11 protein-coding genes are annotated in these 16,928 nt (G+C 73.9%); 2 read left to right on the forward strand and 9 right to left on the reverse strand.

The features are described 5' to 3' along the window. Positions 1-352 precede the first annotated feature (352 nt). Positions 353-3,529: a BTAD domain-containing putative transcriptional regulator gene (locus ACFVHV_RS31350; protein WP_380355527.1), complete on the reverse strand. Its 3,177-nt coding sequence runs from the start codon at positions 3,527-3,529 to the stop codon at positions 353-355. A 374-nt stretch (positions 3,530-3,903) separates the two neighbouring features. Between ACFVHV_RS31350 and ACFVHV_RS31355 the strand changes: the two genes are divergently transcribed. Beyond that, on the forward strand, positions 3,904-4,332 hold the full coding sequence (locus tag ACFVHV_RS31355; RefSeq protein WP_380355530.1) for an Ohr family peroxiredoxin: 429 nt from the start codon (positions 3,904-3,906) through the stop codon (positions 4,330-4,332). Positions 4,333-4,630: 298 nt separating this feature from the next. Here ACFVHV_RS31355 and ACFVHV_RS31360 read toward each other — a convergent pair whose 3' ends face one another. The 5 genes from ACFVHV_RS31360 to ACFVHV_RS31380 form a co-directional block, all read right to left on the reverse strand. After that, positions 4,631-5,194 carry a CGNR zinc finger domain-containing protein gene (locus ACFVHV_RS31360; protein WP_359897339.1) on the reverse strand — a complete coding sequence of 188 codons (564 nt, stop codon included), beginning with the start codon at positions 5,192-5,194 and terminating at the stop codon, positions 4,631-4,633. Then, entirely contained in the window at positions 5,191-7,017 is a 1,827-nt protein-coding gene (locus tag ACFVHV_RS31365; protein ID WP_380355533.1) for an ABC-F family ATP-binding cassette domain-containing protein, read from the reverse strand. The genes ACFVHV_RS31360 and ACFVHV_RS31365 overlap by 4 nt, the downstream gene beginning before the upstream one ends. A gap of 76 nt (positions 7,018-7,093) precedes the next feature. Further along, positions 7,094-8,728 (reverse strand): ribosomal protection-like ABC-F family protein, encoded by a 1,635-nt coding sequence (gene abc-f / locus ACFVHV_RS31370; protein ID WP_380355536.1) that lies wholly within the window; start codon positions 8,726-8,728, stop codon positions 7,094-7,096. 360 nt (positions 8,729-9,088) lie between these two features. Beyond that, positions 9,089-9,517 (reverse strand): hypothetical protein, encoded by a 429-nt coding sequence (locus ACFVHV_RS31375; RefSeq protein WP_380355537.1) that lies wholly within the window; start codon positions 9,515-9,517, stop codon positions 9,089-9,091. 124 nt (positions 9,518-9,641) lie between these two features. Beyond that, positions 9,642-12,440, reverse strand: a complete 2,799-nt coding sequence (locus ACFVHV_RS31380; protein WP_380355540.1) for an ATP-binding protein — start codon at positions 12,438-12,440, stop codon at positions 9,642-9,644. Between the two features lie 545 nt (positions 12,441-12,985). On the opposite strand from ACFVHV_RS31380, the gene ACFVHV_RS31385 reads away from it, so the two are divergent. After that, the gene (locus ACFVHV_RS31385) at positions 12,986-13,180 is read left to right on the forward strand and encodes a hypothetical protein (RefSeq protein WP_359897331.1); all 195 of its coding nucleotides are present in this window, start codon (positions 12,986-12,988) and stop codon (positions 13,178-13,180) included. A 218-nt stretch (positions 13,181-13,398) separates the two neighbouring features. Here ACFVHV_RS31385 and ACFVHV_RS31390 read toward each other — a convergent pair whose 3' ends face one another. From ACFVHV_RS31390 to ACFVHV_RS31400, 3 genes are all read right to left on the reverse strand, one after another. Then, a complete protein-coding gene (locus ACFVHV_RS31390; protein ID WP_380355542.1) occupies positions 13,399-14,127 on the reverse strand; it encodes a DUF4097 domain-containing protein in 729 nt (242 codons plus the stop codon). A 498-nt stretch (positions 14,128-14,625) separates the two neighbouring features. Beyond that, on the reverse strand, positions 14,626-15,243 hold the full coding sequence (locus tag ACFVHV_RS31395; RefSeq protein ID WP_380355545.1) for a hypothetical protein: 618 nt from the start codon (positions 15,241-15,243) through the stop codon (positions 14,626-14,628). A gap of 127 nt (positions 15,244-15,370) precedes the next feature. Further along, entirely contained in the window at positions 15,371-16,669 is a 1,299-nt protein-coding gene (locus tag ACFVHV_RS31400; RefSeq protein WP_380355548.1) for an MFS transporter, read from the reverse strand. Positions 16,670-16,928: the final 259 nt, after the last annotated feature.

Below are 16,928 nucleotides of genomic sequence, written 5' to 3' on the forward strand. Positions count from 1 at the left end.
CCGCCCCGTCGTGGGCGGCGGGCCGGGTCACCAGGGTGCCTCAGGCGGCCGTACCGGCCGCGGGTTCGATCCCGGCGGCGGGGGCGTCGACCGCCGCGCGGAACGCCCAGATCGGCATCCAGGCCTGAATGGTCGACGTCGTCGCGGGTCCGCTGGAAGTGCCATTCGGGGGAGTGGGAAGCGCGGGCAGGCCTATGGCCAGAGCGGATGCCGCGTACAGGACAAATTTGTTCACGAAACTTCTTTCCCGATGATCGTTTGAACGGCTGATCACGGAAATGATGGCACGGTGGATGGTTCGAATGCCAAATCGAATCCGCCGGTAGTCGATAATGAGCAGAGTTGACGAGTTTTATTCGCTTGACTGGTCGAACCTGCTGCGAAGATTGCGCAATGTTTTCGATTCTGGCAGGCGGGCTGACTCGGAGAGCTCAATGGCACGCTGAAGCGTCGTGCGGGCCGTGTCCACCTGTCCGGTCCGCAGCTGCAGCTCGGCCAGCGCCTCGCAGGCGGCGGCCTCCTCCTCCGTCGCCTCGATCTGTCGGGAGAGGGCAGCGGCTAGCCGGAAGTGGTCGAGCGCGTCGATTGTCCGGTCGAGGTCCCGCTCGGCCTGGCCCAGTCCGCGCAACGCAGCGGCCGCCTCGCGTTGGGCTCCGATCGATCTTGCGAGTTCGAGGGCCCTCGTGTGCTGGTCCAGAGCGGCGCCGTACTGCCCCGTCTTCCGGTACACGGTTCCCAGTCCGTTGATGGCGTCGGCCTCGACCCGGCGGTTTCCGATCTGGCGAAAGGTGCGGAGTGCGGTTCGGAGGAGCTCGGTGGCGCGGGCGGACTCCGCAGGGAGCGGGAGGGAACCCGCGAGGTTCATGCGGATGATCGCCAGGTCGTTCGGCGACAGGATGCCGTCCCCGATTGCCAGAATCTGTTCGAAGGCGTGGCAGGCGGCATTCGGATCCCGAGCGTTGAGATGCATTCCGGCAAGGTTCCCGAGAATTTGGAGTCGGAGCCGCGAATCGTTCATGCATTCGGCCAATGGCAGCGCCTCGGTGAACGATTCCAGAGCTTCCCGGTTTTCGCCGAGATGCATGAGAATCGCGCCGAGATTGTTCAGGCAGCGCGCCCTGTTCCACTCGTCCCCGGATTTCCGGTGAATCTCGACGACCTCGCGCTGGGTCGCCAGCGAAGCCGACAGATCGCTCTGGTTCCAGCGGATCTTCGCGATTCTCTCCAGTGCCTCGGCGGTGCACTGGGCGTCGCCCCGCGACTCCGCGATCGCGAGAGCGCGTTCGGCGGCCGGTCCGGCAGCGGCGTATTGGGCGGTGCGGATCCGGATCGAGGCCAGGGCCAGGAGGGCGTGGCTCTCGGCCAGCTCCTCGCCGCGGCCGTGACTGTGGTGTGCCGAGGCCCGGTGCATCTCGTCGGCCTCGCGCCACAGTCCCTCGGTTTCGAGGTGGTCGGCGAGGACGTGGGCGAGCCAGGCCGCCTCCTCGGTCAGGCCGGTGGCCCGGGCGTGGGCCTCCACGGCGACCAGGCCGGGGAGTTCCACCCCCAGCCAGGCCCTGACGGCCGTGTCGTCGGGCCAGTCGAGCCCGTCCACCAGCGCGTCCACGGGGGCGGGGTGCGGAGTTTGGGGGAGGGCCAGCCGGAATCGCCGGGGATTGAGCGTGCGGTCGGCCCGGTCGGCCACCCGTAAGGCGAAACCCGTGAGTCTTCGAATCGCCTGCCGCCGTTCCTCGGCCGTGACGAGATCGACGGCGAACTCCCGCAGGAGATCGTGCAGCACGTACCGTTCCGGCGAGTTCTCCTGGAGCATGTGCAGGTCGTGCAGGCTCTCCAGGATCCGGTCTGTCTCCCGCAGGGGCCGTCCGATCAGGGCGGCGGCGGTGTCGGGGCCGAGGTCGGGTCCGGGGTGCAGGCCGAGGCGGCGGAACGCCTCCTGCTGGGTACGGGAGAGCGAGCGGTACGACACGTCGAAGGCCAGGGCCACGCTTTCGAGCCCGTGGCGGAGTTCGTTGAGCCGGCCGCCGCTGCGGGACAGCCGCCGCACGAAGTGTTCCAGGGACCAGGTGGGGTGGGCCTTGAACCGGCTCGCCGCCAGGTCGACGGCGAGCGGGAGTCCGCCGCACCGCTCGACGAGCGCATCGACCTGGGCGGGATCGCCGGTCCGTTCCTTTCCGGCCAGTGCGACGAAGAGTCCGGCCGCGTCCTCGGGCGACATGGGGTCGAGGTAGAGCGGACTGCAGGGGAGTTCGGCGAGCCGATGACGGCTGGTGACGAGGATGCAGGAGGCGGGATTGCCCGGGAGCAGGGGGCGGACCTGTCCGGGCCCCCGGGCGTCGTCGAGCACGACCACGGCCCGGCGTTCGGCGAGCAGGCCGCGGCACCGGGACGCCAGCTCGTCCCGGTCGGTGGGGATCGAGGCGGCCGGGACCCCGAACTGTCTGAGCAGCAACGTCGCCACCGCCTCGGTGTCCAGCGGCTGTTGGGCGCCGCCGTTGGCGCGGAGGTCGACGTAGTACCGGCCGTCCGGGAAGCGGTCCCGGAGGAGGTGCGCGGCGGTGACGACGAGGCTGGTCTTCCCGGTGCCGGCCATGCCGGAGACCGCGCGGATGCAGCCGCCCGCGCCGTCCGGCGAGCCGCTCGTGGGTGCCGACAGCAGGTGCCGGAGTTCCGCGTCGCGGCCCACCATCCGGTGCCGCACGGGGAGGTAGTTGCTGCGCGCGGGGCCGTGCTCGGCGGCGATGGGCGGAGCGACGGGCCGCCCCGGGCGGGTCAGGATCTCGCCGATCGGGGCGCGGCGAAGGATGCGTTGCTGAAGTGCCCTGAGCTGTTCGCCGGGTTCGGCGCCGAGGTACTCCAGCAGTTCCCGCCGGGTCCGCCGGAACACGTCCAGCGCCTCGGCGAACCTGTCGCAGCCGTAGAGCGCGGTGATCAGGTGGCCCGCCACCCGCTCGTCGGTCGGTCGCTGTTCCGCCAACGCGGCCAGTTCGGGGACGAGTTCGGCGAAGTGTCCGAGTCTGAGCTCGACCTCGCAGCGGGTCAGCATGGTGGCGAGCCACTGGTCGCGCATGGTGCTTCTGGTGGCCCGGGCCCACTGGCCGGGCAGGCCGGCGAGGGGCTCGCCCCGCCAGGTGTCGTCGGCGCGCCGGAGGAGTTCGAGCGCCTGGCGGTCGTTGCCCGCGTCGGCGAGCGATCGGGCGCGTCGCCCCAGCCGGACGTACCGGGGCCAGTCGACCCGGTTCGGATCGGTGTCCAGGGCGTAGGCGTGCGACTTGCGGTTGATCACCGCGGGCGGCGCGCCGTCGTCGGGGTGCTGCGCCTTCCGGAGCGCGGAGCGCAGCCGGGAGACGTAGGAGTGCACGGCCTCCCGGGCTTTGGCCGGGGGCTCGTCGCCCCAGAGCCGGGTGATCAGGGTGTCCAGCGGTACCGGTCGGCCGACGTCGAGTGCGAGTGCCGCGGCGAGACAGCGCAGCTTGTTGGTGCCGAGCGCCACGGGCCTTCCGTGGACGGACAGTTCGACTGCTCCGAGCACATGGAACTCCACGGTACCCCCGCCGGTCGGTCCCCATCCGTCGCCTCGGAGAGCATGGCATGTGTGCGGCCGGTCGGCCATAGCACGTACCGGCCTCGGGGCGGTTCGGCTTCGGCATCTTCTCCGGCTTTCCGCCTGTTGTGTGGTATCCGCCCCGTGGTCGCCGTCGCTCGGCCTGGCGTCGCGTCAGGGCCGTTCTCCCGCAGGCGGTTCGGCGGCGGTGCGAAGACCATCGGGGCGCGTCACCGGCTTGACTGGTGACGCATCGGGTTGCCATCATTTCGTCACCGGCTCGACCGGTGATGCTTCGAAGGTGTGAGTGCGTCACCGTGACGGGTCGGACACCGATTCGATCCAGATGGGGAGCACCAGTCATGGCAGTCAGCTACACCGCCGTTGTCGACGTCGACGGCGAGGGCCGCAACGGCGGCCGGGTCCGTTCCTCCGACGGGCTGCTGGAGACCGGTCTCGCCATTCCGAAGGAGCTCGGCGGCGGCGGTACGGCGACCAACCCGGAGCAGCTCCTCGCGGCCGGCTGGGCCGCGTGCTTCCTCGGGGCCCTTCGCCGGGCGGCCGGCGACCGCGGGATCCGGCTCACCAGCACCACCGTCACCGCCGAGATCACCCTGACCCACGGCGACGACGACGAGTTCGCGCTCTCCGCGGTCCTCCGCCCCGTGCTCGGCGGCGTGGACCGGGCCACCGCCGAGGAGCTGGCGCACGCCGCCCACCGGATCTGCCCGTACTCCAAGGCCACGCGCGACAACATCCCGGTCGTCATCCACGCCGGCGTCGCCGCCTGAGCCGCCCCCCTGACGGCGGGTCCCGCGCCTGTTCCCCCGTCCGGCACGGGACCCGCCCACATCCCCGCACCGCACCGCACGACCGGCCGGAGCGCGCGGGCGGCACGCGCCTTCCCGGGCGCACACGTGCCTCCGGGCGGCCGGGCGTGTTCGTCACTTCCCGGACCGGTGTTCCGCCGGTCCGGGCGAGCGGACGCGGCCGGACGGCGGGTCGCAACCGTTCACCCCCTCGGCACGGATGGCGGTGCCTGGTACCCGTGCCGGGGTCCGGCCGCCGGGGCGCGCGGTCGTGGAGGGACTACCGGGCGCCCGCGGTGGACGGCGTCTTCTTCCGCGCGCGGTAGGCGGCGGCCTTGATCTTGTTGCCGCAGGACTCCATGCCGCACCACTGGCGGCGCATGCCCCGGGAGCGGTCGATGTAGACCCGGGTGCACTCCGGGTTGCCGCACTCCTTCATCAGGGGGACGTCCGGGCCGCTGAGGAGTTCGACCGCCTGGCGCGCGACGGTCGCCAGCGCCTGCTCGGGGGTCGCCTCGTTGTGCCGCCCGGTCATGGTGAGCTGCGGTGTCACGGGCGGCTTGCGCGCGGCGGCGTTGAGCACGGCGAGCGCCTCGCGGTCGAAGGCCTCGTCGAGCCGCCGGTTGGTGACGAGCCGGTAGATCGCCTCGCGGACGGTCGTCGCCTCGCGGACGTCGTGCTCGTCACCGGGCGTGATCGTGTCCACCAGCCCGCAGTCCAGGTACCAGGCGTTCAGGCGCTCCGGCGTCACGAACATCTCGAACCGGACCGTGCGTCGTGCACGGAGCGTGGCCGCGAAGTCCAGGGCCGGGTGCCCGCAGACGAAGACATGGTCAAGGTTCACATCACCATGCTGACAGGTGACTGTGTCGAGGTGCAATAACGCGTGGCGCCGGCCGGGTCCAGCCGCAGCTCGCGGCCCCGCCAGCGCCGGCGCAGCCAGCGGTCGTGGCTCGCGAGGACGATCGCGCCGGGACCGGTGCCGAGGGCCTCCTCCAGTTCGTCGCACAGCCGCGGGGAGAGGTGGTTGGTGGGCTCGTCGAGCAGCAGCAGTCCGGGCGGGTCGGCGACCAGGAGCGCCAGTGCGAGCCGTCGGCGCTGCCCGACGGACAGCCGGCCGACGGGCTCGTCCAGGTCCGCCGCGGGCAGCAGCCCCAGCGAGCCGAGCGGCACCTCCTCGGCGCGGGCCGCTCCCAGCGCCAGCCGGTAGGTGGCGCGGGCGGTGCGGTCGGGCCGGTCGAACACGGTGTCCTGGGTGAGCAGCCCGACCGTCAGCCCGGGGTGCCGGCGGACGGTGCCCTCGGCGGCGAGGTGCCCGGCGAGGACGGCGAGCAGCGTCGACTTGCCCGTCCCGTTGCCGCCCGTGACCAGCAGCCGGTCGGTCGCCGCCACCTCCAGCGCGTCCAGTACGAGCCGGCCGGGAACCCGGACGTCCCGGAGCGACACCAGCGGCCGCGGGTCCTCCCCGGTGCCGGCGATCGGCGCACCGGCGTCCGCGGCCGGGGCGTTGACGTCCGCTGCCGCTGCCGCTGCCGCTGCCGCCACCTCCGCCGCTGCCGCTGCCGCTGCCGCCACCTCCGCCGCTGCCGCTGCCGCCACCTCCGCTGCCACCGGCGCCTCGGCCTCCGCGGCCAGCGCCCGGACGGCGAACCGCAGCGGGCGCGGCGGCGCGGTGACCTGTGCGCGCTCCAGCTCCTCCAGCCGCCGGGTGGCGTTTCGCACCCGGCGGGAGACCTGGCTCTGCACCCGGCCCGCCCGGTGGCCGTAGCCCATCTTCTCGTGGTCGCGCGGTCCCCGGTCCGGTGCGACCAGGTGGGCGGTCGCACCGGCGGACTGGCGCAGTCGCGCCAGTTCCTGCTGCTCCTCGGCGTGGCGCCGCTCCCAGCGCTCCCGCGCGGCGCGCTGCTCGCCCAGGTAGGCGCTGTAGCCGCCGCCGTAGCGGACCGGTCCGTCCACCGCCGGGTCGAGGTCGACCAGATCGGTGCAGACGGCGTCGAGGAACGCCCGGTCGTGGGTGGCGACGACGACGGTGCCGGGCAGTTCGCGGACCCGCTCCTCCAGGAAGGCGGCGGCGCCGTCGTCGAGGTGGTTGGTCGGCTCGTCCAGCAGCAGCGCGGCCGGCCGTCGCACGAGCAGTGCGCCGAGCGCCACCCGGCCGCGCTGCCCGCCGGACAGCGAGCCGAGCGTGCGGTCGTGCCCGAGCGTGTCCAGGCCCAGCCCGTCGAGGACCAGTTCGGCCCGGCGGTCGGCGTCCCACGACTCCCGGTACCGGGCCTGTTCCAGGCGCCTGCCGTAGGCGTCCAGGAGGTCCGGGTGGCCGGGGTCGGACTCCGGGACGCGGGCGATCTCCGCGCCGAGCCGGTCCAGCTCCGCGAGGTCCTCGCGGGCCTCGCGCAGCGCGTCGTCCAGGACGGCGGCGACGGTGGCGCCGGGCTCGAAGGGCATCTCCTGATGGAGGAAGCCGAGGTCCGCGGGGCGCGAGACGCTTCCCGCGTCGGGTTCGTCCACGCCGGCGAGCACCCGCAGCAGGGTGGACTTGCCGGCGCCGTTCTCCCCGATCAGGCCGATCCGGTGGCCGGGGGCGGCGGTCAGGCCGACGCCGTCGAGGACGCGTCGGCCGCCGAGGTCGCGGACGAGGTCGTGGGCGATCAGGGCGTGCTGGAGCACGGGGAACCTTCCGAGGTGAGGGGTGGTGGGCCCGCCGGGCACGGTGCCTCGGCGGGCCGCGTCGCACGTCGGCGGCTCACACCGCGGGCGCCCCGGTCTCCTTCAGCGTGCCGTCGGCCAGCCGGAGCCAGCGGTTCACCCCGATCTCGGCGAGGAAGCGCTCGTCGTGACTGACCACCAGGAAGGCGCCCTGGTAGGAGTTCAGGGCGCTCTCCAGCTGGCCGGCGCTGACCAGGTCGAGGTTGTTGGTCGGCTCGTCGAGCAGCAGCAGGTGCGGGGCCGGGTCCGCGCACAGCACGCAGGCCAGGGTGGCGCGCAGCCGCTCGCCGCCGGAGAGCACCCCGACCGGCAGGTGGGCCCGGGCCCCGCGGAAGAGGAAGCGGGCGAGCAGGTTCATCCGCTCCGTCTCGGGCCGCTCGGGGGCGAACGCGGCGAAGTTCTCCGCCACGGTGCGGTCGAGGTCCAGCAGGTCCAGGCGCTGCGAGAGGTAGGCGATCCGCCCGTCGTTGCGCTTGATCTCCCCGCTGTCCGGGGCGAGTTCGCCGGTGACCAGGCGCAGCAGGGTGCTCTTCCCGGCGCCGTTGGGCCCGGTCAGCGCGATGCGCTCGGGGCCGCGGACGCTCAGGTCGACGCCGCCCTCGGCGAACACCGGCCGGCCGGCGTGGCGGACCTGCAGGCCCTCGCCGAGGAAGAGGTTGCGCCCGGCGGGCACCTGGGTGTCGGGCAGTTCCAGGGAGAGGCGCTGCTCCTCGCGCAGGGCGCGCCCGGCCTCGTCGAGCCGGGCCTTGGCCTCGCCGACCCGGGCCGCGTGCATCTGGCCGGCCCGGCCCGCGGACTCCTGGGCGCCGCGCTTCATGTTTCCGGCGAAGATGCGGGGCAGGCCGGCGTTCTTGAGGTTGCGGGCGGCGTTGCTCTGGCGGCGCTCGGCGCGTTCGCGGGCCTGCTGCATCTCCCGCTTCTCCCGCTTCAGCTCCTGTTCGGCGTTGCGGACGTTCTTCTCGGCGACCTCCTGCTCGGCCCGGACGGCCTCCTCGTACGCGGTGAAGTTCCCGCCGTAGAAGCGCAGTTCGCCGTTGCCGAGTTCGGCGATGTGCTGCATCCGGTCGAGCAGCGCGCGGTCGTGGCTGACCAGCAGCAGGCAGCCGTTGAAGTCCTCCAGCACGTCGTAGAGCTTGTGCCGGGCGTGCGCGTCGAGGTTGTTGGTCGGTTCGTCGAGCAGCAGCACGTCGGGGCGCTTGAGCAGTTGGGCGGCGAGGCCGAGGGAGACGATCTGGCCGCCGCTGAGCGTGCTCAGGCTGCGGTCCAGGGTGAGGTCGGCCAGGCCGAGACGGTCGAGCTGGGCGCGGGTGCGCTCCTCGATGTCCCAGTCGTCGCCGATGGTGGTGAAGTGCCGCTCGTCGACGTCCCCGGATTCCACGGCGTCGATGGCCCGGATGATCCGGGCGATGTCGAGCACCTCGGCGACGGTGAGGCCGGAGGTCAGGGGCAGGCTCTGGCGGAGGTACCCGAGCCGTCCGGTGACCGTCACCGAGCCGGTGGCGGGCTTGAGTTCGCCGGCGATCAGCTTGAGCAGGGTGCTCTTGCCGGAGCCGTTGGGGGCGACCAGGCCGGTCCGGCCGGCGGGCACGGTGAAGGACAGGTCGTGGAAGACCGGGGTGTCGTCGGGCCAGGCGAAGGAGACGTTGGAGCAGACGACGGCAGCGTCGGACATGGGGATGACCTCGAAGGGAATGAGGGCAGGAAGATGGACCTCTGCCCTGGGCAGACGTGCGGAAGATGGGTACGACGAAGCCGACCACCTCGGCGGCGCTCCTGAAGCACCGGCCGGTGGCCGTCAGATCCGGGTCTCACCCGGAGATGTCGTCGTCACCCGCCACGTCTGCCACTCCTCGATCACACGACTACAGGTCACGGCCACTGTAGCAGGAGCCGCCGGCCGCCGGGTGGCCGGACGGGTGTGCGCCCCGGTGGGTGTCGACCGGCAACTGCCCTTCGTGGCAGCGGCCTTCGCCTCGGCCGCGGCATGCCGAAGGGGCCGACAGCCGGTGCTGTCGGCCCCTTCGGTGCGGGGTCACTTGACCCGCAGGGGTCCCGCGAAGGACTTGCGCAGGGCCGGGGGAGCGGCGACCGGGAGCAGCGCGGCGAGCATCCGGCCCTTGAGCGTGTTCGGCTGTCGCGTCAGCTGGACGTCGACCCGGGTGCCGTCCTGCTCGGGGGTCATCCGGAAGACCCAGCCGCCCCCGGGGCCGAAGAGCTTGGAGTCCAGGGTGGTGACGGTGACGGTGTCGCCGCCCGGTTCCCACTCGTAGCGGGCGCGCTCCCAGGCGGCGGAGGTGCCCTCGGTGACCTCGGCCCAGGTGTCGCCGAGCGCGTGGACCTCGAAGTGCTCGGCGTCGATGCTCGGCCAGGCCTCGGCGCGGGACGGGCCGAAGTCGGTCAGCACCGCCAGGACGTCCTCCGTGCCGAGCGCGGAGACGAGATGGAACCGTACGACTGCCATGGTGGGTGTCCTCATCAAAAGTGACTACTCTGACCGGTGACGCAAGGTTTCCATGCACCTCCGTCACCTGTCAAGGTGGTGACGATCCAAGGCGGGTGGCCGGGACCGCCGCCGTACGGCGGGGTCACGCGTCCGGGGCGGCGGGCATCCGGTCGAGGGCGTCGCGCAGGGCGGCGCGGGAGGTGATCCCGAGCTTGGGGAACGCCCGGTAGAGGTGGGAGCCGACGGTGCGCGGGGACAGCCGCGTGCGCAGGCCGATCTCCTTGTTGGTCAGACCGCCCGCGGCGAGGTCCGCGATCCGGCGCTCCTGCCAGGTCAGGGCCGCGACACGGGCCGCGCCGTGGGCCGGGGAGGCCGGCGGGCAGGCGCCGGTGGCGTGCAGTTCGGCCCGGGCCCGCTCGGCCCAGCCGGCCGCGCCGAGCCGCTCGAACGCCTCCGCGGCCGAGGTCAGCGACGACCGTGCGGCCTTCCGCCCCCGGGCCTGGCGCAGCCGGACGCCGTGGGCGAGGCGGATCCGGGCGAGCTCGAACGGGAAGGCGCCGGCCGCCGGGTGGCCCTCGGCGCGGCGGCGCCACTCGGCGGCCTCCGCCGGGTCGGCGGCGGTCATGGCGAGCGCGCCGTACGTGACCAGGGCCAGGCGCGGGGAGAGGTCGGGCAGGCCGGCCTCCCGGGCGGCCAGCGCGTGCCGGCGGGCCTCCTCGCGGCGGCCGGTGTGCAGGGCCGCCTCGACCAGGTCGAGCAGCGTCCGGGAGGCCTGCTGCGCGCAGGGCGCGAAGGAGCCGGGCGGCGTGATGGCGGTGGCGTGCAGGTAGGCGGATTCGTAGTCGCCGGCCGCGAGGGCGGCGGCGGCGCCGACGGCGTCGGCGAGCTGGGTGAGGAGGCCGACGCCGCGGGGGCGGGCCCAGGCGTCGACGTCGGCCCGGAGCTCCCGTGCGCGGTCGGCCCGGCCGCGCATCGCGGCCAGCAGGCCGAGGTGCGCGCGGGTCTGCTGGGCGAACAGCGGGTGCTGGTGGGCGGCGGCCAGTTCCAGGCCGCGCTCCCCGGTCCGCTCGGCCTCGTCCCACTCCCCGGCGGCCAGCTGGTCGAGCATGATCAGGTGCAGCATGGTCAGACCGGCCGTGGCGGCCCCGGTCCGCAGCTCGCGCTCGACGCCGCGCCGCAGGTGCGGCCGGAACCGGCCGAGGGCGTCCACGTGGTGGGCGGCGACCGACAGCCGGGCCAGCTCCCAGGGCTGCGGTGTGTCCGGGCCGGCGAACGCGCGCTCCACCCGCTCCCGCACCCCGGCGCCGCGCCGGACCACGTCGCTCCAGGCGTCCTGGCAGAGGCGGGAGGTCGGTGGCACCAGGTCGCCCAGGGAGGCGAGGAGTTCGTGGGTCCGCTCCCACCCGGTCTCGTCGGCGGCGTACCGGTTCACGGTCAGGAGCAGGTCGACCAGCCGGGTGAGCGCCTCGGTCGGCTCGTGCCCACCGCTGTCCCGGATCCCCTCGATCGCGGCGAGGACCTGGCGCCGTGCGGACCGGACGTCCCCGTCCTCGTGGAGCGCGCCGTACGCCGACACGAGCACCGAGGCCGGGGAGGCGCCCGCGCCGGACGCGCCGTCGCAGCGCGCCAGCTGCCGCGCCCGGTCCAGCAGGCCGGCGTGACCGGCCACGAAGGCCGCGTCGCCCAGCCGCCGGGACCGCTCCGCGCGGCTCCCGCTCAGCTCCGCGGCCCGGGTCAGCCAGGTCACCGCGGCCACCGCCCCGCCGCGCCGGGTGATCGAGCCGGCGGCGCTCTCCAGCGCGGCCGCGACCGCCTCGTCCGGGCCGACCGTCGAGGCCGCCAGGTGCAGGGCGCGCCGTTCCGGGTCCTCGCGGTGCACCCGGGCGAGCACGGCGTGCGCCGAACGCCGCTCACCGGGAGTCGCCAGCTGGACGACCGTCGACCGCACCAGGGGGTGCCGGAAGACGAACTCGCCGCTGAACGGGTCGACGTCCAGCAGCCCGCTGTCCGCCGCCGCCTCGGCGCCCGTCATCCGGTAGTGCGCGCGGAGGGTGCGGCCGGGCACCGCGCCCGCGGCGACGCCGTCCAGGGCTCCGCGCAGCAGCTCCGCGCGGACGGCCTCGCCGAGCGCGCCGATCCGGGCGCCGTACACGTGCCGCAGCCGGCGGGGCAGCGGGACGCCCGCGCACCCCGGCAGCTCCGGCCGGCCGCCCGCCGCCCGGCCGTCGGGCAGCGCGGGGGCCGTGCGCAGGACCTGCGGCGGCAGTTCCACCAGGGCCAGCGGGTTCCCCCGGGCCTCGTCCAGGACCAGCCGCCGGATCCGGGGGTCCAGGCCGGGATGGCGCAGGGCCAGGAGCTGCTCCGAGGCCGGCCCCGACAGCGCGCCGACCGGCAGCGGCGGCAGCGCGGCCCGGTCGAAGTCGCAGGGCACGTCGGAGCGCAGCCCGACCAGCAGCTTCACCGGGCTCACGGTCAGGCGCCGCCCGACGAACCCGCACACCTCGGTGCTGGGGCCGTCGAGCCACTGGCCGTCGTCGAGCACCAGCAGCAGGGGCTGCCGGGACGCCGCGCGGGAGAGCAGGCCGAGGACGGCGACGCCGAGGGCCATGACCGAGGGCGACGGGCCTCCGCCGCGGCCGAACACGACGTCGAGGGCCGCCCGGTCGACGTCGTCCAGCCGGCCGAGGTCGACCAGCAGCGGGTGCAGCAACTGGTGCAGGCCCGCGAACGGCAGCTCCCGTTCGGCCTCCGCGCCGCACGCCCTGATCACCCGGTGGTTCCGGTCGGCGGCGAGCCCGGCGGCGTGCTCCAGCAGGGTGCTCCTGCCGACACCGGCGTCGCCCCGCAGTACGAGGGAGCGGCCCTCGGCGGCCGTCACGAATCCGGAGAGCACCCGCTGCTCGTGCTCGCGGCCGACGATCCTCCCGTTGGTCGGTTCCACGTGGCCCCGCGTCCCCTTCCTGTCGGTCCGTCCGGCGCGTCGCGCCCCGCGGCCGGCCCCTGCGCAGGCCCGTGCCCGGCACCGCCGGGTGACGGTGCCGGGCGGCGGGTGCGGGGCGGGTGCGGGGCGGGCCGTCAGTGGGCGGTGGCGCGGGCGGCGGCCCGCAAGGGGCGGTCGGCAGCACCGAAGCCATCACTGCCCTGACGGGTGATGAGACTGCCGTGCCCGATCGTCACCTGTCAAGATGGTGACGCCCGAAGGGCGGAAAAGGGTGCGGCGCCCGAGGGGAGGCCGCGCCGCGTCGTCACGCCGGGACTGCCCGGTAACTCATGGACTCTGGAAGGAGGTTGGAAATGGGGCGGGGCGGATCCCTGCATCTTCAACAAGGTGTCGGGAGTGCGGAGTCGGCCAGGCACGTGTGAGGCGCGGGTGTTTTGCCCCAGATGTCATCACCGTCTTGACGGGTGACGATGTACGGTGCACCCTGAAGGTCGTCCCCGGCGCCGTGCGGGCGCCGTCCGTGACCGCCGGTCAGGAGAGTGGCCATGAGCAAGCAGCCCGCGGGCGACCCCGCCGCCGAGGCGCGGCACGCCCGCTACGGCACCCTTCCCGAGCGCATCCGCTTCGAGGACATGACCGAGGAGGCGGCGGGCGGCCCGGGCGGCGCGGCGAACGACGCGTACAACCCCGAGAGCTCCTGGAACTTCTACAACTGCCTGGCCGTCGACCTGGGCCTGTGACCCCGGTGGCCGACGGCCGGCCGGGGCGCCGGACCGTGCGGACGGCCCGGCTCCGAGGCCGCGGAGCGCCGGCGGGCGGCTCGATATACCGCTGCTGTCGACCTCGTACGAAGGGGCCTCCTCGCGACGAGGATCGGAGCCCCACCGGATTCGCCGGGAACGCCGGCGGGCCGCTGCCGCCAGGCCGACCGCCGGGCGGCAGCGCGCCGCGGGGATCGTCAGGCCTGCTTGACCGTGATGTGCCCGTTGCTGGTGCTCAGGGTGAGCCGGTACCGGCCGGACGGGTCGTCGGAGACCCCGATGTCCTGGTGGCCGTTGTCGCTCTTCGCGGACACCTTGTACGTGGCGGCCGGCACGAGCAGGGTGATGGCGCCGTTGGAGGTCGACGCGGAGACGTCCTGCGGCCTGGTCGAGGTGATGTCGATCGCGCCGTTGTGGGTCTCGGCCCGGATGCCGTCGCCGTTCAGTCCGCGCCCGGTGATGGCGCCGTTGGTGGTCTTCACCTCGGTGCTGCCGTTCACCCCGTCCAGGTCGACCGCCCCGGAGTGGGTGGAGACCTGCACGGCGCCCACCCGGGAGAGGCTGACCGCGCCGGTGGAGGTCCGGCCGCTGACCGGCAGCCCCGCGGGGACGTCGACGGTGTAGGTGACCGAGCAGTGCTGGCCGCAGCCGCCGAGCACCAGCACGCCGTTCTCGACCCGACTGGTCGCGCCCGGCTTGTCGTTCTTGTAGCTGACCGACCGGTGCACGGAGACCGTGTCGAGGCCGTCCCTGCCGCGCAGGGTCACGCCGCCGGAGGTGGTGTCGAGCTTCACCGCGGTGATCGTCCCGCTCACCGCGGCGTCGTCGTCGAAGTTGTTGTCGGGAGCCAACCCGCAGGCACCGAGACCGCCCACGGCGGCCGCGAGGACGACGAAGGACGCGAGACGGCCGTACTGCTGGCGCATGTCATTCCCCAGATCTGGAGGACGTTCCTGAACGGGCCCCGTCGCGGGGCGGACCCGACGACGCTATCCCGGTGCGAAAGCCATCGACCATGGGGCTAACCCCCGTCCCCGGATGGGGAGTTCCCCCACCTCGGGGACGCCGGGCGCCCGCGGACCACCGGCGAACCGGCGCAGGGCGAGGCCTGACGGAAGCGGCGCCCGAAGCAAGCGCGACGTTCGCAGGAAGAGAAGAGGCCCTCGGAGGCGGCGGCGAGATCGCGGCCCCGGTGGGTGGTGCGACGTGCCCTGTGCGCGACATTCGGGCGGAGGGGCGCCGGATCGACGGGGGAGCGATCCGGCGCCCGGCTCGGCGTCGGGGGCTGCGGCCTTGCCGCATCACCCGGTACGGGCCGACCGGGGCTGCGCCGTCACGGCCGCCCCGATCTGTCGACCTGTCAGAAGAATTCTACGGACAACGGATTGACCTGTCCATGGGGAGTCCGGGGCGCCGGGCGAAGGTCACGCCCCGCGGGTGATGATCTCCTTCACGCCTTCCATGACGGCCTTTCCGGTCCGCCACTTCCGGAGGTGGCGGTCCGCCGCCAGTTCCTCGACGGCCGAGGTCAGCCAGGCGTCGTCACCGAGACGTTCGACGTGGCCGAGGTCGACGATGTCCCCCAGCAGTTGGCGCAGCACCGTGAGCTCGGGCGCCGGGTACCACCACCCGTGGTGGACGAACCGGGGCCGCCACAGGTCGTAGGGGTGCCGGACCATGGCGCTGAGGCAGGAGCCGTGGGCGCCGATCGCGCCGTCGTACGAGTTCGGGAGGCCGCCGACCGGCGTGCTGGGGAACCGGCCGCGGGTGAACCCGAGTTGCAGGCTCATCAGGCGGTCCCACGGCACCAGGAACGGATCCCGCCCGGCGACGCGGTGCTCGAATCCCCCGGGGAGGACGGCGAGGTGCGCCGTGCTCTCGTGGTCGCCGATGAACCAGCCGCCGTCGATCCGCACCAGGGGGCCGAGGCCGACGGGCGGCGCTTCGGCGCGGGAGGCAGCGGAGGCAGCGGAGAAATCGGGGGAGTGGGGGGAGTCGGAGGCGGTCGACCGGTCCGCGGCGGTGGGGTGGTTGGCGTTCACGGCTCTCCTCAGGGCATGCGGTGCTGTGCACCGACCAGTCTTCCCGGCGCCACCCCTCGGGTCACCATACCGGCCGGCAGGGGCCGTTGAGTGGGAGGACGCGAAAGCCGCCCTTCCGGCACCGGGGTTACTCGGCCTCGGACCCGGCCCCGACGCCGGCGCCGGAGTTCGACGCGGCGCCCGCCGGGACGGCCTCCAGCGCGGCCATCCGCGGGAGCAGGAGCAGCACCGCGACCAGCAGGGCGAGCAGCAGGCCGCCGCCGATCAGCAGCGGGGTGCGGATGCCGACGGCGGAGGCGATCCAGCCGCTGAGGGCGGCGCCGGCCATGATGCCGAGACGGCTGAGCAGCATGTAGCAGCTGTTGACCCGGCCGAGCAGCTCCTTCGGCACGGCCTGCTGGCGCAGCGAGATCGCCTGGATGTTCCAGGTGACGATCCCGAAGCCGACCACGCCGTACAGCACGGCCACTTCGGCCACCGAGGTGCTCAGGCCCATCAGGATCAGCGAGACGCCCATCAGCAGGAAGGCGAGGGCGATCCGGGTGCCCCGGCCGAGCAGCCGGCTGAGCCGGCCGGCCAGCGTGCTCGCGGCGGTGCCGCCGATGGCGCCGGCCGCGAGGACGATGCCGTAGGCGGCGGCGGGTGCGTGGATGACCCTGGTGACCATCAGGACCATCATGGTGGTGCCCATGAAGCAGGCGAGCGCGCCGAGGGTGGAGAGCAAGGCGAGCATCCGCACGTCGCGGTGGCGGAGCAGCCAGTCGACGCCCTCGCGGATCTCGGTGAGCACCGGGCGGCGGTCGGCCCGGGTGCGCGGCGCGGCGGAGCGGCCGGTGGCGGCGACCAGGACGGCGGCGAGCGCGAAGGACACGCCGTCCACCGTGAAGGGGGCCGCGGCGGCCACGGCGAACAGCGCCGAGCCGAGCAGCGGGCCGATCAGGTTGCCGCCGACGAGCATGTTGGCCTGCATCCGGCCGTTGGCGGCGTCGAGCTGGTCGGGGCGGACCAGCTCGGGGACGGCCGAGGTGGCGGCGTTGGAGAAGACCGTCTCGCCGCAGCCGAGCAGGAAGGCCAGTGCGGCGAGCGCGACCAGCGGCGGGTCGGCGACGAAGATCCAGCAGGCGAAGCCCAGGACGACGGCGGCGCGCGCCGCGTCGATCGTCCACATCAGCCGTCGCCGGTCGGCCCGGTCGGCGAGCACTCCGCCGTACAGGGACATCAGCAGGAAGGGCAGGGACGCGGCGACGGAGACCACGGAGACCGCGCCGGGGGAGTCGGAGACGGCCACCGCCAGCAGCGGCAGGGCGGAGTCCCGCATGCCGTCGCCGACCGAGGAGATCGCCGACGCGGACCACAGCAGGTGGAACTTCCGGCCCAGTTGAGGACGGCTTTTCGAGGGCTTCGCGGCCAGGTCGGCTGAGGTCACCGACGCAGTATGTCATGTCCGCGGAGGGCCGTTCGGGCGGTTTCCGAACTGCCTGAGGTGTCCCGAACTGTCCGTGTCGGGAAGGGTGTCGGGGTCATCCGCCGGTGTCCGGAGTGTCCGGTGGGCTTCGGTGGATCCGGCCGGATTCCCGGCCGCCCGCCCCGCCTGTGCCCCGCCCGCCTGCCCCGCCCGCCCGGCCGGGGCGGGGCGTGGCGGGCACGGGCGGGGCGACGCGAGCGCCCGCGCCCCCGGTCGCGCC

Source organism: Kitasatospora sp. NPDC127116, assembly GCF_042677365.1.
Taxonomy (GTDB): Bacteria; Actinomycetota; Actinomycetes; order Streptomycetales; family Streptomycetaceae; genus Kitasatospora; species Kitasatospora lactacystinica.

Bases quoted from the DNA above. Each gene is read 5' to 3' on its own strand.
- ACFVHV_RS31390 (WP_380355542.1), bottom strand. From the start codon at position 14,127: ATGCGCCAGCAGTACGGCCGTCTCGCGTCCTTCGTCGTCCTCGCGGCC.
- ACFVHV_RS31355 (WP_380355530.1), top strand. From the start codon at position 3,904: ATGGCAGTCAGCTACACCGCCGTTGTCGACGTCGACGGCGAGGGCCGC.
- abc-f (WP_380355536.1), bottom strand. From the start codon at position 8,728: ATGTCCGACGCTGCCGTCGTCTGCTCCAACGTCTCCTTCGCCTGGCCC.
- ACFVHV_RS31385 (WP_359897331.1), top strand. From the start codon at position 12,986: ATGAGCAAGCAGCCCGCGGGCGACCCCGCCGCCGAGGCGCGGCACGCC.
- ACFVHV_RS31375 (WP_380355537.1), bottom strand. From the start codon at position 9,517: ATGGCAGTCGTACGGTTCCATCTCGTCTCCGCGCTCGGCACGGAGGAC.